This is a genomic window from Pseudoalteromonas sp. H103, from assembly GCF_001469205.1.
GTDB classification, from domain to species: domain Bacteria; phylum Pseudomonadota; class Gammaproteobacteria; order Enterobacterales; family Alteromonadaceae; genus Pseudoalteromonas; species Pseudoalteromonas carrageenovora.
The window spans coordinates 424,803-442,184 of record NZ_LOFG01000016.1; the positions used below are offsets into that span (position 1 = coordinate 424,803).

13 protein-coding genes and 4 tRNA genes are annotated in these 17,382 nt (G+C 41.3%); 16 read left to right on the forward strand and 1 reads right to left on the reverse strand.

What is annotated here, in order from left to right; all coding sequences use genetic code 11:
• Positions 1-101 precede the first annotated feature (101 nt).
• Entirely contained in the window at positions 102-548 is a 447-nt protein-coding gene (locus ATS74_RS14105; RefSeq protein ID WP_058549511.1) for a DUF2147 domain-containing protein, read from the forward strand.
• 38 nt (positions 549-586) lie between these two features.
• On the opposite strand, the gene fldB is transcribed toward ATS74_RS14105, so the two are convergent.
• On the reverse strand, positions 587-1,108 hold the full coding sequence (gene fldB / locus ATS74_RS14110) for a flavodoxin FldB (protein WP_058549512.1): 522 nt from the start codon (positions 1,106-1,108) through the stop codon (positions 587-589).
• A 105-nt stretch (positions 1,109-1,213) separates the two neighbouring features.
• Between fldB and xerD the strand changes: the two genes are divergently transcribed.
• From xerD to drt4, 15 genes are all read left to right on the forward strand, one after another.
• Positions 1,214-2,140: a site-specific tyrosine recombinase XerD gene (gene xerD, locus ATS74_RS14115; RefSeq protein ID WP_058549562.1), complete on the forward strand. Its 927-nt coding sequence runs from the start codon at positions 1,214-1,216 to the stop codon at positions 2,138-2,140.
• A 61-nt stretch (positions 2,141-2,201) separates the two neighbouring features.
• Positions 2,202-2,930 carry a bifunctional protein-disulfide isomerase/oxidoreductase DsbC gene (gene dsbC / locus ATS74_RS14120; RefSeq protein ID WP_058549513.1) on the forward strand — a complete coding sequence of 243 codons (729 nt, stop codon included), beginning with the start codon at positions 2,202-2,204 and terminating at the stop codon, positions 2,928-2,930.
• A 78-nt stretch (positions 2,931-3,008) separates the two neighbouring features.
• Positions 3,009-4,730, forward strand: coding sequence for a single-stranded-DNA-specific exonuclease RecJ (gene recJ / locus ATS74_RS14125; RefSeq protein ID WP_058549514.1), 1,722 nt, complete (start codon positions 3,009-3,011; stop codon positions 4,728-4,730).
• Between the two features lie 144 nt (positions 4,731-4,874).
• A protein-coding gene (prfB, locus tag ATS74_RS14130; protein ID WP_104643288.1) for a peptide chain release factor 2 occupies positions 4,875-5,973 on the forward strand; the annotation gives its coding sequence in 2 pieces (ribosomal slippage) (positions 4,875-4,949 and positions 4,951-5,973; 1,098 coding nt in all).
• A gap of 26 nt (positions 5,974-5,999) precedes the next feature.
• A complete protein-coding gene (gene lysS / locus ATS74_RS14135; protein WP_058549516.1) occupies positions 6,000-7,535 on the forward strand; it encodes a lysine--tRNA ligase in 1,536 nt (511 codons plus the stop codon).
• A gap of 335 nt (positions 7,536-7,870) precedes the next feature.
• The gene (locus tag ATS74_RS14140) at positions 7,871-8,053 is read left to right on the forward strand and encodes a hypothetical protein (RefSeq protein ID WP_058549517.1); all 183 of its coding nucleotides are present in this window, start codon (positions 7,871-7,873) and stop codon (positions 8,051-8,053) included.
• A 128-nt stretch (positions 8,054-8,181) separates the two neighbouring features.
• Positions 8,182-8,274 (forward strand) — tRNA-Ser (locus ATS74_RS14145).
• Positions 8,275-8,310: 36 nt separating this feature from the next.
• Positions 8,311-8,387, forward strand: a tRNA-Arg gene (locus ATS74_RS14150).
• Between the two features lie 47 nt (positions 8,388-8,434).
• Positions 8,435-8,511, forward strand: a tRNA-Arg gene (locus tag ATS74_RS14155).
• Positions 8,512-8,557: 46 nt separating this feature from the next.
• A tRNA-Arg gene (locus ATS74_RS14160) sits at positions 8,558-8,634 on the forward strand.
• Between the two features lie 500 nt (positions 8,635-9,134).
• Complete coding sequence (locus ATS74_RS14165; protein ID WP_058549518.1) at positions 9,135-10,310, forward strand: exo-beta-N-acetylmuramidase NamZ family protein; 1,176 nt, start codon at positions 9,135-9,137, stop codon at positions 10,308-10,310.
• A 9-nt stretch (positions 10,311-10,319) separates the two neighbouring features.
• Complete coding sequence (gene pbp4b / locus ATS74_RS14170) at positions 10,320-11,981, forward strand: penicillin binding protein PBP4B (protein ID WP_152996120.1); 1,662 nt, start codon at positions 10,320-10,322, stop codon at positions 11,979-11,981.
• A 186-nt stretch (positions 11,982-12,167) separates the two neighbouring features.
• Positions 12,168-13,544, forward strand: a complete 1,377-nt coding sequence (locus ATS74_RS14175) for a Na+/H+ antiporter NhaC family protein (RefSeq protein ID WP_058549519.1) — start codon at positions 12,168-12,170, stop codon at positions 13,542-13,544.
• A gap of 246 nt (positions 13,545-13,790) precedes the next feature.
• The gene (locus tag ATS74_RS14180; RefSeq protein ID WP_058549520.1) at positions 13,791-15,533 is read left to right on the forward strand and encodes a potassium/proton antiporter; all 1,743 of its coding nucleotides are present in this window, start codon (positions 13,791-13,793) and stop codon (positions 15,531-15,533) included.
• 71 nt (positions 15,534-15,604) lie between these two features.
• Entirely contained in the window at positions 15,605-17,251 is a 1,647-nt protein-coding gene (gene drt4, locus ATS74_RS14185; protein WP_058549521.1) for an antiviral reverse transcriptase Drt4, read from the forward strand.
• Positions 17,252-17,382: the final 131 nt, after the last annotated feature.

A 17,382-nucleotide genomic window follows, 5' to 3' on the forward strand; every position in this document is an offset into this window, starting at 1 on the left:
TTAGGTTAGGTTTTTTGCTTTTAGGTACGATGCTTTAATAGTGTGTTTATAAATCAGCTGGTATTATCGCTTTATTCGCCATTTTAAATTAAGGCAACATAATGAAAAAATTAAATAAACTATCTTTGCAAAGTACACTCGCAGCGGCTTTATTTGTAAGCCAAAGTGCGCTTGCAAACATGAGCCCTGTAGGGCTTTGGAAAACCATTGATGAAGATACAAGCGAAGCTAAATCGTACGTACGTATTACTCAAAACAACAATATACTAAGCGGCAAGGTAGACTCTATTTTAGACCCTGCTAAGCAAGATGGCATTTGTAAAGAGTGCGATGGCGCATTAAAAGATCAGCCTATTTTGGGTATGACCATTATTACTGATGTAAAACCAGAAGATGATGGCGTATGGGGAGATGGCGAAATACTCGACCCAACTAATGGCAAAACCTACACAGTGCAACTAACGCCACAAAACGACGGTAAAACGTTAGAAGTTCGTGGCTATATTGGCTTTTTTTACCGTAACCAATATTGGGAGCGTGTAGAGTAAATAATCAAAAGCGCAGCAAGGGCTGCGCTTAAATATGTTTATAGCGTTTCGCTGTACTCGGTCATTACTTGCTCAACCCAGCTGGCAATGCGTTCATCGCTTAGCTCGTATTGGCTGTCTTCATCAAGCGCGAGTCCTACAAAGTATTTACCATCAGGGGTAAGTGCTTTTGAAGCTTCAAACTCGTAGTTTTCGTCGTTTGGCCAAAAGCCAAGTTGCGTAAACGACTGGGTATTTATTTCATTGTGAAGCATACCAAGGGCGTCTTGAAACCACTGTCCGTAACCTTGCTGGTCGCCCATGCCAAATAAAGCAATGGTTTTACCATTTAGGTTTACGTCTTTTATGTCGTCCCACTTAGACTCCCAGTCTTCTTGTATTTCGCCAAAATCCCATGTTGAAATACCAAAGATGATAAAGTCGTACTGCTCTGCATTTTTTAGTGGTTCGTCTTTAATGTTGTGTAAGGTCACTACATCGGCGCCAATAATGTCGCGAATTTTTTCTGCTGCCATTTCTGTATAGCACGTAGTAGAGCCAAAAAATAAACCAATCTGCATCGTATTTATCACTGTGTAATTGCCTGTTATGATAGGGCGCAGTTTACCGTAAGGTATTTTTAATTGATACCTTCTACCGTGGTATTACCAACAAGAGATCACAACGTGACAACGCTACCAGACGATTTACCTGAACAAAATACCGAGCTAAGTAGCAATAGCGACTTTTTAGAAACCTTTTTAGATAGCTTGTATTTAGAACAAGGTGTTAGCGAAAACACCCTAAGCGCGTACCGCAGCGATTTAGACAAGTTTTGCCAGTTTTTAAAAGGCGAAAACCTAATGACAGTAACCAGCCTCGATGTTGAAAGTTACCTAGCTCATCGTGTTGATTTAGGTTTAAAGCCGCGAAGCACAGCGCGCAGCATAAGTGCGTTAAAACGTTTTTATCAGTACTTTGTTCGCGAAAAAGTAATAGCTGACTCTCCTATGGTTAATATTGCCCAGCCAAAAGCAGGGCAGTCGTTACCTAAAACACTTTCAGAGGCGGAGGTTGAAGCATTATTAAATGCACCTAATATTGAAGACCCAATGGGACTGCGCGATAAAGCGATGCTTGAGCTACTTTATGCTACGGGCTTACGTGTAACCGAGCTCGTGGGGCTGCGTATGGAGCAAATAAATTTGCGCCAGTCGGTAGTGTTTGTAAAAGGTAAGGGTAACAAAGAGCGCTTAGTGCCACTGGGCGAAGAGGCCATGTATTGGCTTGAACAGTTTTTAAAAGGTGGGCGCGCACAAATGATCAAACACGCGACCGACTTTGTATTTCCGTCAAAGCGTGGTGTAGGCATGACCCGACAAACTTTTTGGCATAGAATTAAACACTATGCTATTTTGGCATCAGTTGAGTCTCCATTATCTCCCCATACGATGCGCCATGCTTTTGCTACGCATTTACTAAACCATGGGGCTGACTTACGTGTGGTGCAAATGATGCTAGGACACAGCGACTTATCAACCACACAAATTTATACCCATGTTGCTAATGAACGGTTAAAATCGGTACACGCACAGCATCATCCACGCGCTTAAGTTGAAATTTTTTGTTACTAAGCCGGTCAGTTTATAAGTATTTTTAGGATAGAGAGAAGTTATGAAAAAATTAATGTTAGCAGGTGCCATGTTGTGCACAAGTATTAGTGCATTTGCAAATGGCGTTGCTGTAACTCCAAGTGCTGATGATCCTATTGTTACTAAATTTGCCACTTTAGGTGTAACGGTTAAGCAAATTAACCCAAGCCCAGTTGCCGGTTTAAAAGAGCTAATTACAAATAAAGGTGTACTTTACGCAAGCCCAGACGGCCAGTTTTTAATGCAAGGTACGCTAATCGATTTAAACAACCGTAGTAACTTAACAGAGCAAGCGCTAAATGGCGTACGTGTTGAAGGCGTTAAAGAATACGAAGATTCTATGATTGTTTATAAAGCGCCAAATGAGCAACATCAAATTACTGTATTTACTGATATTAGCTGTGGTTACTGTCGTAAATTACACCGCGAACTAGACGACTTACTAGACGCTGGCATTACAGTGCGTTACTTAGCGTTTCCGCGTGGTGGACTGCAAGGTTCTGGTTATGCTGATTTAATGAATGTTTGGTGCGCACGCGATCAGCAAGAAGCGCTAACAGAGGCTAAGTCGGGCGTAGACACTAAAGTAGTTGCAGGCTGTAGTGCACCGGTTGCCGAGCATTACCAACTAGGCCAAAGCTTTGGTATTAGCGGTACGCCAGCGATTGTATTAGAAGATGGTACAATGATCCCAGGTTACCAGCCAGCAGCCGCTTTAAAAGCAGCGCTTGAGGCAAACAAAGCGTCTTAATAAGGCGTTTACGTTTATTAAAAGGCCGTAATGGCCTTTTTTTGTCTTTTTATTTTGAATTTAAAAGTTAGCAATTGCATGAAAAAACTGATCATTGCGCGAGAAAACGTTGACGACTCACACCTACCGAGCAACTTACACCCCGTTATAAAACAAATATATGCCACGCGAAATGTAATTAATGCTGATGAGCTAAATAACAGTGCAGCTACACTTCACGACTTCAAACTATTTAAAGACATAGACAAAGCAAGCGAGTTGTTAGTAAATGCTTTAAACGCGCAAAGTCGTATTTTAATTGTTGGCGATTTTGATGCCGATGGCGCAACTAGCACAGCTACCTTAATGCAAGGCCTTGAGATGTTTGGCTTTAAGCATTTAGATTACCTAATACCAGACCGGTTTAGTTTAGGCTATGGCTTAAGCCCTGCATTGGCTGAGCAAATAGTACAAATAAACCCTGAGCTGGTTATAACTGTAGATAACGGTATTTCGTGTATTGCCGGTATTGATATTTTAAAGGCAGTGGGTATAAAAGTGTTGGTAACAGATCACCACTTACAAGGTGAGCAACTCCCTAATGCCGATGCAATAGTAAACCCTAATAGGCACGAGTGTAACTTCCCGTCTAAATCAATAGCAGGGGTTGGTGTTGCCTTTTACTTACTTATTGCCCTTAGAAGCGTAATGCGCGAGCAAGGCTACTTTGAACAGCAACCACCACCAAATTTAGCTAACCTACTCGATATAGTTGCACTAGGTACAGTGGCCGATGTGGTTGCGCTTGATGCAAATAACCGCACCTTAGTACATCAAGGTTTAGCGCGCATTCGAAGTGGTAATACTCGCCCAGGTATTACTGCACTTATTGAAGTGGCTAACCGAAATGCAGCGCGTTTAAGTGCCAGTGATTTTGGTTTTTCGCTAGCGCCGCGTTTAAATGCCGCAGGTCGATTAGATGATATGAGCTTAGGCATAGCGTGTTTGTTAAGTAACGATATAAACCAAGCAAGGCGCATTGCTGGTGAGCTTGATAGCTTAAACCATGCTAGGCGCGAAATAGAGCAGGGCATGCAAGCCGAGGCGCAAGCCGTACTTGATAGGCTCGCCTTTAGTGACGATAACATTCCCGATGCTATTTGTTTGTTTCAAGATGACTGGCACCAAGGTGTTATTGGTATTTTGGCTGGCCGCTTAAAAGAAAAATATCATCGTCCAACCGTTATTTTTGCTGGTGGCGAAAACGGCGAAATAAAAGGTTCGTGCCGCTCTATTGAAGGGCTGCACATGCGCGACCTACTCGAAGGGCTAAATACCGCCGACCCACACTTAATTAATAAATTTGGTGGCCACGCAATGGCTGCTGGTTTGAGTATTAACGAGCAAAACTTTAACGACTTTAAAAAAGCGTTTGATGCAGCTGTAACAGCTCAGCTTAGCGAAGAAAGCAAACGCTGTATTGTATTTACCGACGGCGAGCTGCCAAACGAATGCTTTACGATGGAGTTTGCTCAGCTATTAAAGCAATCAGGCCCATGGGGACAGCAATTTCCAGAGCCGGTATTTGAGCATACCTTTGAAGTTATTCAACAGCGTATTGTGGGCGAAAAGCATTTAAAATTAGTGCTTAAACATCAATCAGGGCGATTAGTTGATGCCATTGCCTTTGGTATTGATGTAAAAGAATGGCCCGACACCGAAGCTCGTTTTGTTAAAGTGGCGTATCAGCTCGACATAAACGAGTTTAGAGGTAAGTTTAGCTTGCAATTAATAGTAAGAGAGCTTGAAAAAGTGCATTAAAAAATATGCAGCAACTATGCATAAAATGCTAATAAAGCGCGCGGTTTTTTGTTAAAATCGGGCGTTTTTATCATTTGACGATAATTTATTGCGTAATTAGCTAATTTTAGCGCGTAATAATCTAGCCATTTTGGAGTAATGTACATGTTTGAAGTGAATCCTGTGATTAATCAAATCAAGGAAATTCGCGAACGTACTGAACTGCTTCGGGGGTACCTTTGACTACGCTCTTAAACAAGAACGCTTAGAAGAAGTAAACGCCGAACTTGAAGATTCAGCCGTATGGAATGAGCCTGAGCGTGCACAAGCACTTGGCCGAGAAAAATCAGCACTAGAAGCGGTTGTTGAAACAATCGATAACTTAGTGGCTGGCGCCGACGACGTTGAAGGGTTGCTTGAGCTTGCTATAGAAGCTGAAGACGAAGAAACCTTTGTTGAAGCGCAAACTGAGCTTGAAGGCTTAAATAAACAGCTTGAAGGTTTAGAGTTCCGTCGTATGTTTTCGGGTTCTCACGATTCAAACGACGCCTACCTAGATTTACAGTCGGGTTCTGGCGGTACTGAAGCACAAGACTGGTGTAACATGCTACTGCGTATGTATTTACGCTGGGGCGAAGCCAAAGGTTTTAAAGTTGAGCTTGTAGAGGCTACCGATGGCGATGTAGCAGGTATTAAAGGCGCAACAGTGCGCTTTGTTGGCGAATACGCATACGGTTGGCTACGTACAGAAACAGGTGTGCACCGTTTAGTACGTAAAAGCCCGTTTGACTCAAGTGGCCGTCGTCATACCTCGTTTGCCTCTGCGTTTGTATACCCAGAAGTAGATGACAACATTGAAATTGATATTAATCCGTCAGATTTACGTATAGACGTTTACCGTGCATCGGGCGCGGGTGGTCAGCACGTAAATACCACCGAATCGGCAGTACGTATTACCCACGTACCTACCAACACGGTTGTACAGTGTCAAAACGAGCGTTCACAACACAAAAATAAAGCCCAAGCAATGAAGCAGTTAAAAGCTAAATTATTTGAGCTTGAGCTTCAGCAGCAAAATGCTGAAAAGCAAACTCAAGAAGACGCAAAGTCGGATATTGGCTGGGGAAGCCAAATTCGTTCTTACGTACTTGATGATGCACGTATTAAAGATTTACGAACTGGTGTTGAAAACCGTAATACGCAATCGGTACTTGACGGCAACCTAGACAAATTTATTGAAGCCAGCCTAAAATCTGGCCTATAACCACCAAGCTAAAAAAGAGCTAAAAAATGACTGATCAAATCCAAGACGAAAATAAGTTAATCGCTGAGCGTCGCGGCAAATTAGACGCTATTCGCGCAAATTGCCCAGCCAACGGTCATCCTAATCAGTTCCGTCGTGAACATTACACGGCTGATTTACAGGCTGAGTTTGGTGATAAGAGTAAAGAAGAATTAGTAGAGCTTCAGCATGTTGTATCAATTGCTGGACGTATTCTTGCTAAACGTGGTCCTTTTATGGCAATTCAAGACATGAAAGGCCGTGTACAAGCTTACGCATCTAAAGATGTGCAAAAAGACTTAAAAGCAAAATATGGTCAACTAGATATTGGCGATATTATTGGTGTTAAAGGCGCACTTAATAAATCAGGTAAAGGCGATTTATACGTAGAAATGACAGAGTACGAATTACTTACTAAGTCACTACGCCCATTACCAGAGAAATTTCATGGCTTATCAGATCAAGAAACTAAGTACCGCCAACGCTACGTTGATTTAATTACTAACGAAGCAACGCGCGAAACGTTCCGTATTCGCTCACAAGTAGTTGAAGGTATTCGTCGCTTTTTAGCCGAGCGCGACTTTATGGAAGTAGAAACACCTATGCTACAGGTTATTCCTGGCGGTGCATCTGCGCGTCCGTTTGTGACTCACCATAACGCACTTGATATAGATATGTACTTACGTATAGCGCCTGAGCTTTACCTTAAGCGTTTAGTGGTAGGTGGTTTTGACCGCGTATTTGAAATTAACCGTAACTTCCGTAACGAAGGGTTATCAACGCGTCACAACCCAGAATTCACTATGATTGAGTTCTACCAAGCGTATGCTGATTACATTGACCTGATGAATATCACCGAAGACATGCTACGTACTGTTGCAACTAACGTATTGGGCAGCCCAATTGTTATTAATACAACAAAAGACGAAAACGGCGAAGTAACCGACTCGGTAGAGTACGACTTTGGGCAACCGTTTACACGTTTAAGCATGGCTGATGCTATCTTAAAATATAACCCTGAGTTTGATGCTGCGGTATTTAACGATCCAGAAAACCACTTTGACGAATTAAAAGCGTACGCTAAACAAGTACATGTAAAAATTCCTGAAAACTGCGTTTGGGGCCCAGGTAAGTTTTTATGTGAAATATTTGAAGAAACGGCTGAGCACATGCTTATCCAACCTACATTTATTACTGGTTACCCGTGGGAAGTTTCTCCACTGGCGCGTCGTAACGACGAAAACCCATTTGTTACCGACCGTTTTGAGTTTTTTGTTGGCGGACGTGAGCTTGCAAATGGTTTCTCGGAGCTTAACGATGCACAAGATCAAGCTGAGCGCTTTACTCGTCAAGTTGAAGAGAAAGACGCAGGTGATGATGAAGCAATGCATTACGATGAAGACTACATACGCGCACTTGAGTACGGCTTACCGCCTACCGCTGGTGAAGGTATTGGTATTGACCGATTAGTAATGTTATTTACTGATTCATCAACAATTAAAGACGTTATTTTATTCCCGCATATGCGCCCACAAGCTGATTAAGCTTTTGGTAAAACAACGTGAATTAAAAAACACCGCTAACTAGCGGTGTTTTTTTTCTTTTTATTAAGCGAATTTTTGTTTTTTAATTAATTAGTACTACAATAAAATTTAAATGCAGTTATTAATGCTGGTTAATATAAAATTCAGCTTAAAACCTTTATGGTTATAACTAGTTGTTAGCATTATAAATAGTAGTGTTATAACTTTTTATTATGGTTGTTTTTTAAACATGTGTTGTATTTATGTAAGCTTTTTAGCTAGAATACGCCCAAAATTTATACGGCTTCGTATTTGCTAGTTAAATATTAAATATCTAAAGGACTTAGAGTAATAATATGAAAAATAAACGCACAGAAGATTTTTCAGAAGTGAGCACCACAGAGCAAGAGCGAGAAGCTTATTACCGTGCTTGCATAGCTGAATTTCAACAATTGGGTTACCAAGAACAGTATTTAGCTAATTTAACAGATGAGTTAGTGCCTGTGCTAGGTGTTAATCCTGCCGACAAAAACACATAAGCCGCTTAATTTTCAAACTAATTACACTTTAAAACCAAACATATGTGCAATCTATAACCATATAGACATATTTGGCAGAAAAGTGTTTGACATATTTTCTGAAATCTTTATTATACGCCCCACAAGACGGAGAGGTGTCCGAGTGGCCGAAGGAGCTCCCCTGCTAAGGGAGTATAGAGTTTGTAGCTCTATCGAGGGTTCGAATCCCTCCCTCTCCACCATTTCTTTTAATGGCGAGTCTTGTAAAAAGTAAAGATGGGCGCATAGCTCAGCTGGATAGAGTACCTGGCTACGAACCAGGCGGTCGGAGGTTCGAATCCTCCTGCGCCCACCACTCTTTACACACTCTGCTTAGAGTATAAACAAGCAAAAAATAAAAGTGGGCGCATAGCTCAGCTGGATAGAGTACCTGGCTACGAACCAGGCGGTCGGAGGTTCGAATCCTCCTGCGCCCACCACTTTTATTAACTCTGCTTAGAGTATAAACAAGTAAAAAATGAAAGTGGGCGCATAGCTCAGCTGGATAGAGTACCTGGCTACGAACCAGGCGGTCGGAGGTTCGAATCCTCCTGCGCCCACCACTTTCATACATAAGCCGACATTAAGTCGGTTTTTTTGTGTCTGAAATAAAGTAAAGCGTAGATATAGATAAACTAGCTTACTGCGAACCAAGCGGTCAGAGGTTCACTCTTAGAAGATACGTCCTGCGCCCACCACTTTCATACATAAGCCGACACTAAGTCGGTTTTTTTGTGCCTGAAATTTGAGAAAGTTTTCAGTTAAGCCAAACAAACACTTCTGTTAAAAACTTCAGCGTAGACGCAGAACTTGTTCGCGTGAGAAGCGCAGCTTCTAATTACTTACGTATCTACCCAAAACCATTTACGAGCGATGCTCGTCGCGCCAGCAAGCTGAGCGCCTACGGCAAACCTTAAACTATGACTTAAATTACCGTAGACGCAGAACTTGTTAACGAGAGAAGTGCAACTTTTAATTAGTTACGTATCCACTCAAAACCATTCACTGCTCTTTAACTTAAGCTGTGGTATTTTAAACACCTTGTTTAAAAGGATCTTGCTGTATGTTTAAAGCCGTATTTATCATCTTTGTATTACTATTTAGCAGCTTATTTAATGTGAGCGCTAAGCAAAGCGAAGCGCAAAATTCGCCCGTTGTTGGCGCTGCGCAGTTCGCACATTATTTACCACAATTAAAAAATAAAAGTATTGGCCTTGTAGTAAACCAAACATCACTTGTCGCTAACACGCATTTAGTAGATGCCTTACTCACTAAAAATATAAACATAACCAAAATATTTGCACCTGAACATGGCTTTAGAGGCGATCACGATGCCGGTGCCCATGTTAAAAATGCAGTTGATAGCAAAACTGGTATCCCACTTATTTCTATTTATGGCAAAAACAAAAAACCAAGCGCCGAAGCTCTTAGCAATGTAGATGTTATTATTTTTGATATACAAGATGTGGGCGTGCGCTTTTATACCTACATAAGCTCTATGCATTACATGATGGAAGCTGCAGCCGAGCAAGGTATTGAGTTTATTGTACTTGATAGGCCAAACCCCAATATTGCCTATGTGGATGGGCCAATACTTGAGCGCCAGTTTAAATCGTTTGTAGGTATGCACCCAATCCCCGTGCTGCATGGCATGTCGGTAGGCGAGCTTGCAAAAATGATCAAAGGCGAAAGCTGGATCAATAAAGCGGCTGATTTAAAACTTACAGTGATCCCGGTTGCTCATTACACACGCTCAACATCCTACAGTTTACCTGTAAAACCCAGCCCTAATTTACCGAACGATCAATCAATCGCGCTTTATCCGTCGCTTTGCTTTTTTGAGGCAACGCCAATAAGTATTGGCAGAGGCTCCGACTTTGCGTTTCAAGTAATTGGCTACTCGCCCGTTGCGCTTGGAGGTTTTAGTTTTACACCGCGCTCTATTAAAGGCGCGGCAGCAAACCCTAAATTTAAAAATACCCCTGTAAAAGGCCTCGATTTACGCACAGCAAACACGCGCGGGCTTGATTTAAGTTATTTAATTACGGCTTATAATAAATTAACTAAAAATAATATTACCTTTTTTGAACGCGCTGATTTTATGGATAAATTGGCTGGCACTAACAAACTACGTTTAGCTATTGAAGCAGGGCAATCAGAGGCACAAATAAAACAAAGTTGGCAGCAAGGGCTTGAGGCATTTAAAAAGCAACGAGCGCCATATTTACTATACAAGTAAGGGTTATAAATGGCGTTAGTAATAAACACAAAAATAAGCACTTATTTTAAAGCAGCTTTAGTCGCACTTATGGGCCTTGCACTTGCAGCGTGTAGTAGCAACAAGGCTAATGACTTTGCAGCGAGTGAGCTTAAGCAGAGTAAATTAGTAACGCTTCCAAATGCGCAAGTAGTGGTCACTTTTCCTGAAGCTAACCCAAGTAGTCGTGAATACGTAAATAACCGTGGCACATTTAAAGCGTATAAAGGGCGAGGGCAGTTATTAATTCAAAATAATAACGCGATAAGCGCCGATATTTTTATAAATAACCAAAAGCTTAATATTACCAACCAATTAGCCGCTAATACTTTATATGAGTATTCGCTAGCAAGGCGCACCCACAACGGGGTAAATACGTTTAAGGTTGAAAATATTAAACCTAAAGGCGCAAGCCTTACCTTGCGCTTTGAGTTTCCGACGTTAAATACCGCTGCGCAAAGTAACATAGACTTTAGCCAGGTCGATGCCCTTATTGAAAAAGACGTAAAAGCAGGTTTTCCGGGGGCAGTATTAGCCGTTGTAAAAAGTGGCGAACTCATAAAGCTTAGCGCCTATGGTGATGCCAAGCAGTACCAACAAAGTGATTTAATGCTACTACGCCCAGAGCCAATGCAAACACACACTCTGTTTGATTTAGCCTCTAACACCAAAATATTTGCCCCTAACTTTGCCCTAATGAAACTAGTAAGCGAAGGGCTTTTAAATATAAACAAGCCCGTGCAAAGTTACTTACCCGAATACAAAGGCGATGGGCGCGAGCTGCGCACAGTTAAAAATTTACTTACGCATACTGCGGGTTACCCGCCTGTGTTTGATTTTCATCGTAAAGGTGCTAAAACTGGCGATGCGTATTTTTCGCAAAATAGCCAAACCACAAAGCAGCTGTTACTTACGCAAGTACCGCTAAGTAATAAATACCCCGCACAAGCCGTTTACTCCGATATTGATTATATGATTTTAGGTGTACTGGTCGAGCGTATAACCGGGCAACCACTTGATGACTACCTAGAGCAACACATTTACGCCCCACTTAAACTGACCAATACGGTATTTAACCCACTTAAAAAGGGCTTTATACGCTCTGAATTTGCAGCTACCGAGCTTAGCGGTAACACCCGTGATGGGCGAATTGAATTTGATAATATTCGCACCAATGTTTTGCAAGGCGAAGTGCACGACGAGCGGGCATTTTATTCGTTTGATGGCGTAGCAGGGCATGCTGGTTTATTTAGTAATGCGCCCGATTTAGCCGTACTTAGCCAAGTGCTATTAAACCAAGGTGGCTTTGGCAATAACCAGTTATTTAGCGCATCAACCTTAGCGCAGTTTTTAACGCCACAATTAAACAACGAAACCTACGGCCTTGGTTTTAGGCTTGCAGGTAACAACCAAGCTAGGCGTTGGCACTTTGGCCCTTACGCAAGTGCACAGGCGTATGGACACACCGGTTGGACGGGCACAGTTACCGTAATTGACCCAACGTACGATTTAGCCATTATTTTATTGACCAATGCGCGCCACACAAAAATAAAAGGAAGCCAAAAACATTACCAGTTTTTGGGCAAACAATACGAGACGGCGCAATATGGCTCGGTGGTATCGCTTATTTACGAAGCACTACTAAATCAATAAATTATCGTTTAGGTTAAAACGGCCTAAGTGCAGTGCCTTAAGTGATTTATTTACAGGTGACTTAACTAAGGCAATCCATTAAGCTAAGCGGTTTACAAATTCAGGCCACATTTTTAAAACGGCCTGCAAAATAAGCGTTTAAACGTGAATAAGCGAAAGCACTTCGCTATTAATAAAGGTTAACTTATGTCTTGGTATTCTATATTACCGCCGCTCATTGCTATCGCCATCGTGTTTTGGCGCAAAGAAGTAATAATGGCACTTTTGGTGGCCGTGGCTTCATCAGAACTTTTACTCGCAATACAAGGCGAGGGTAATACCTTATTTGCTACATTTTTAAATACCATTGAGCGCATAATATCGGTAGCCAGCTCGCCAGGTAACACCCGCATTTTAATATTTAGTATTATGATTGGTGCCTTGCTGGCTTATATTCGCGAATCTGGCGGCGTAGCAGCCACCGTTAATATGCTAATGAACAAAGGCATTGCAAAAAGTAAGCGCCAAGTAGGCTTTTTAACCATGTTTACCGGCATCGCAGTATTTATAGAGTCAAACCTAAGTGTACTAACCTCAGGTATTGTATCACGCGGCCTGTTCGACAAATTTAAAATGAGCCGAGCGCGTCTTGCTTACATTATTGATAGCACCAGTGCGCCTGTATGTATTTTAATACTGCTTAACGGCTGGGGCGCATTTGTGCTGGGCTTACTTGGCAATTACGAGCTAAGCGAATCGGCAGTTTCTATTTTATGGGGTAGCGTAGGGTATAACTTTTACGCCATTATCACCTTAGTCATTGTGTTTTACACTATCGCGTTTGATAAAGTACACGGCCCAATGAAAGAAGCCGAGCAAAAGCTAGAGCTGCAAAAAACCGACCTAAAAGAAGAAGTAAAAGGCTCTAAAGCGCGTTACATGCTCGTGCCTTTAGTCACGCTTATTGTGAGCATGGTAGGCTTTATGTTTTACACCGGTAACGGCGTATTAGCAGAAGGTAGCGGCTCTAAATCTGTTTTATATGCAACCGTGTTAGCCATTGTGGTTGCTTATGCTTTAATGATTAGCTCACGCCAATTTACCCACCATCAATTAGTAGACACCGGCTTTAAAGGCATGGGCGAGCTATTACCTCTGGTGAGCATTGTATTGCTTTCACTTACACTGGGCGCAAGCTTAAAAGAGCTAGGTACCGGCGTATTTGTAGCATCGCTAGTAGGCGACTACTTACCCATTTACCTAATTGTACCTGTGCTGTTTTTAACGGGTGCGGTTATGTCGTTTACTACGGGTACATCGTGGGGCACATTTGCCATACTCATCCCTATTGGCGTACCACTTATTCAAGAGCTTGGCTTACCGCCTTCACTTGTAGTAGGCGCTATTTTAGGTGGCGGCATATTTGGCGATCACTGCTCGCCTATATCCGACACCAGCGCCGTATCAGCACTCGCCTCGGGTTGTGATTTGCTCACCCACGTTAAAACGCAGCTACCGTATGCATTATTCGGCGGCGCATTGACGTTTATAGCGTACTTAGTAACAAGCATAATAGTGTTATAAATACACGTTACTTTAATACTCAAAAGCCTGCATAACTGCAGGTTTTTTTGTTTAAAAACAAATAATCCAAATATCCAACTTAGTAATACCAACTCTAATAACTCACTAACTTAATCTAAAGCATTTAATTATAGACTTAAGTACCCGTATTTATATTTTTTAGGTTATTGTATAGCATGAGCTTTAAGCTTTTTGGTAGCTATAAATTCTTACTTTTTAACTCATACAAGGCAGTAAACCCACACTATGTTTGTAATTGATAATATCATTCTCGTTAGTGCCATTTTAATTTTACTAGGGGTTATCTCGAGCAAGCTCTCTGCTCGCGTTGGCTTACCAGTGCTCGTGCTATTTTTACTGGTGGGCATGCTGGCAGGTGAAGACGGTATTGCCGGCATATCGTTTGATAACGCAGAGGCTGCGCATGCTCTGGGTACTCTCGCGCTTGCCATTATCCTATTTGATGGGGGCTTACAAACACCTACCAGTTCAATTAAACAAGTGTGGAAACCTGCTTCGGCTTTAGCAACAGTCGGGGTGTTATTAACGGCTGTAATTACAGGCCTTGTGGCCACTTATATTTTAGACCTGCCCATATTACAAGGTGTTTTACTTGGGGCTATTGTTGGCTCTACTGATGCCGCAGCCGTGTTTGCTCTTTTACGTAGCGCCGGTATTCACCTTAATAAAAAACTTAAATCAACCCTTGAAATAGAAAGTGCCTCGAACGACCCAATGGCTATTTTTTTAACGGTTGGTTTGCTCGAAATGCTAGTGAACGACATGCCAATAGGGCTGGGTTTACTGCAGTTATTTGCCCAGCAAATGGGCGTAGGTGCCGTTTGTGGGTTTTTAATTGGTAAGGTGTCGGTGTGGTTTATTAATCGAATAAAATTAAATGCATCGGGTTTGTATTTAGTGATGGTAACCGCATTTGGACTGCTTTCTTTTGGTCTTTCTGCAACGCTCGGCGGCAGTGGCTTTTTAGCTGTATTTATAACAGGCGTTATTTTAGGTAACAGTAAATTTGTATATAAACGCGGTATTTTTCTGTTTCATGACGGTTTAGCGTGGCTAGGGCAAATAACCATGTTTGTTGTGTTAGGACTCCTTATTAACCCGTCGTCGTTGGTTGATGTATGGCTAGAAGGGTTGTTAATTGCACTGGCCCTTATTTTTGTAGCGAGGCCACTAGCTGTTGCGCCTATTTTAAAACTGTTTGGTTTTAATAATCGCGAAACGTTGTTCGTATCTTGGGTAGGCCTTAGAGGCTCAGTGCCGATTATTTTAGCTATATTCCCACTGTTGTTTGGCCTTTCAGGGGCGGAGCTTATTTTTAATGTGGTTTTTTTCGTGGTGTTAATCTCGGCCACGTTGCAAGGCTCAACTATGCCTTGGATGGCTAAAAAGTTAAGTTTAATAGAGCCGCCACCCGATTTAGCAGCTGCAACGCTCGAAATTACCGCCTTAAACGATATTGATATAGAAATTGTAGAGTACACGTTAAGTGAGGTTTCTCGCGTTTCTGGGCGCAGTTTGTCACATGCTGCACTGCCAGAAAGTGTAGTTGTAGCCATGATCACACGAGGGCCTTCAATCATACCGCCACGCGGCTCTACTAAGTTAAAACCAAACGATCATTTATTTGTTGTTTTAAAACCCGCTAACAGACCTTTTGTTGATTTAGTTTTTACAGCAACCGATAAAACAAACCACCAAGATAGCCACTTAGCGCGCAACGAACTTAAAGTGAAAGGGGTTACGTTAGTAGGCGATATATTTTACTCATATCACATGAAAATAGACGCGCCAGAGGGCATAAGCTTGGAAGAGGTGATCAACCAAAAGCTCTCAGGAGAAATCAGTAAAGGGTCAATTGTGGTTATTGGTAATGTTCAACTACGCGTTATAACAATGGTACATACACGTATAGTGACCATCGGCTTAAAGTACTTACACAATCCAGAACAACGACTTTTAAAGCTGTAGCCTTTAAGGGTTTTCTTTTACCTAGGGCGGTTTCAAATAAACTAACGAGATAATAAATACAAAGGAATGATATGAGTCAAATTCTTGGGGATACAGATGATAAGAGATCTTTATATGAGGCTCTAACTAGGTATAACTATTTTCCAAATCAACGAGCAAATATAGGTGAGTTACCACCGAGTCTCGATACGAGGCAATTTACACCTGAGGTGGCAGAGGCTATTTCTAAGCTTGAAGAGTCTAATGGCAGATCTGGTTACGACTTAGTTGAATATAAGGCTACAAGATATAATAACGTGCCTAGAGTACTGGGACTTGTTCATCCTAGAGCTTACTCATCACTAGCCAAGTGTATACATGATAATTGGGGGGAGCTGAAATGTGTTACTGAGAACGAAAATAGTATAATTAAGCCTGAGTTTCACCAAAGTGAAAAGCGATTAGTTGTAATGAATTACGAAGAGCCATTCGTAAAAATTAGTCGCTCCCATACTTCTTCTTTTGCAAAACGATTTAGAGTTCACACTGATATAGCTAACTGTTTTAATAGTATTTATTCTCATTCAATTGCATGGGCTGCTGTTGGAGTTAAAGAGGCTAAAGCACAACAAAAAAGCAAAAAATGGTTTAATCGTTTAGATACCTACCAACGAAAAACTAAGCGTAATGAAACTCAGGGAATACCAATAGGTTCTGCAGCCTCTAGTATTGTGAGCGAGTTAATCTTAGGCAAAGTTGATGGAGCCTTAAAAAGTAAAGGTTATGTGTTCCATAGATACATTGACGATTATACTTGCTATTGCGTGACTAGCGAGGACGCTCAAAACTTCATTCAAGATTTAGCCAACTCTCTCGCTATTTATAAGTTAACACTAAACTTAAAGAAAACATCAATAATAGAATTACCAGCAGCTTTTGAAGATGAGTGGGTGCTAGATTTAAAAAGTGCATTACCAAGCCGTTTAGGTAACGCAGGAGAAAACGAGCCAAAAATTTCTGCTGACGAAGCGCTTACGTTTTTAAATAAAGCTATTGGAATTAATAAAAGCACGCCAGATGGAAGTGTATTAAAGTACGCAACGTCGTTAATCATTAATTATTTAGATGAAAATGCGAATATAAGTTTATTAGAAGCTCTTCTGAACCTTGCTTGGCATTATCCAGTTTTACTTCCGCTATTCGATAAGCTATTAGAAAAAGCAGAAATAAATGCAGGGGGTTTTGAACAGCAATTAAATGTAATAATACAAGAAAATGCTGATAAGTTCAGGTCTGATGGCATGTCTTGGCCTCTTCATACAATGCTAACTAATAACGTCATACCAAAAAAGGAAACTGCTGAAAAGGTCATTGCGAGTGGTGATTGCGTTGCAATTACTTTGCTACTAGAGATGCATGACTTCAACGCAATGATAGTTGAATTTGCGAATACTATAATTGCTAGTGATGATAACTATGAAAAAGATAGTTATTGGCTATTACTTTATCAATTATACCTAAAAGACCTGTTAATTGATGAACCTTATACTGACAAGGTATTTAGCTGTTTAAAAAAACATAAGGTTAATTTTATACCCCGAAATACGAAAACTAAAGCTGAAATAAATTGTGATAAAATTCAAAGTGAAATGACATCAAATGCGTTAAAAACCGTATTTTCAGAAATGACTATACCTGCTGTAAACAAAAATCCAGATGAAGATTCGGCTGTCTTCTAGTTTTTATAGAGTATTATTTAAAGCTTTTGTTAATGAAGGTGAATAAAGTTAGCTATGTAGTAATTTTTCCTCTGTGCAGCGCGAAGCGCCTCAGTGTTCTCGGTGGTAATTTATCTAAATTACCACTAACC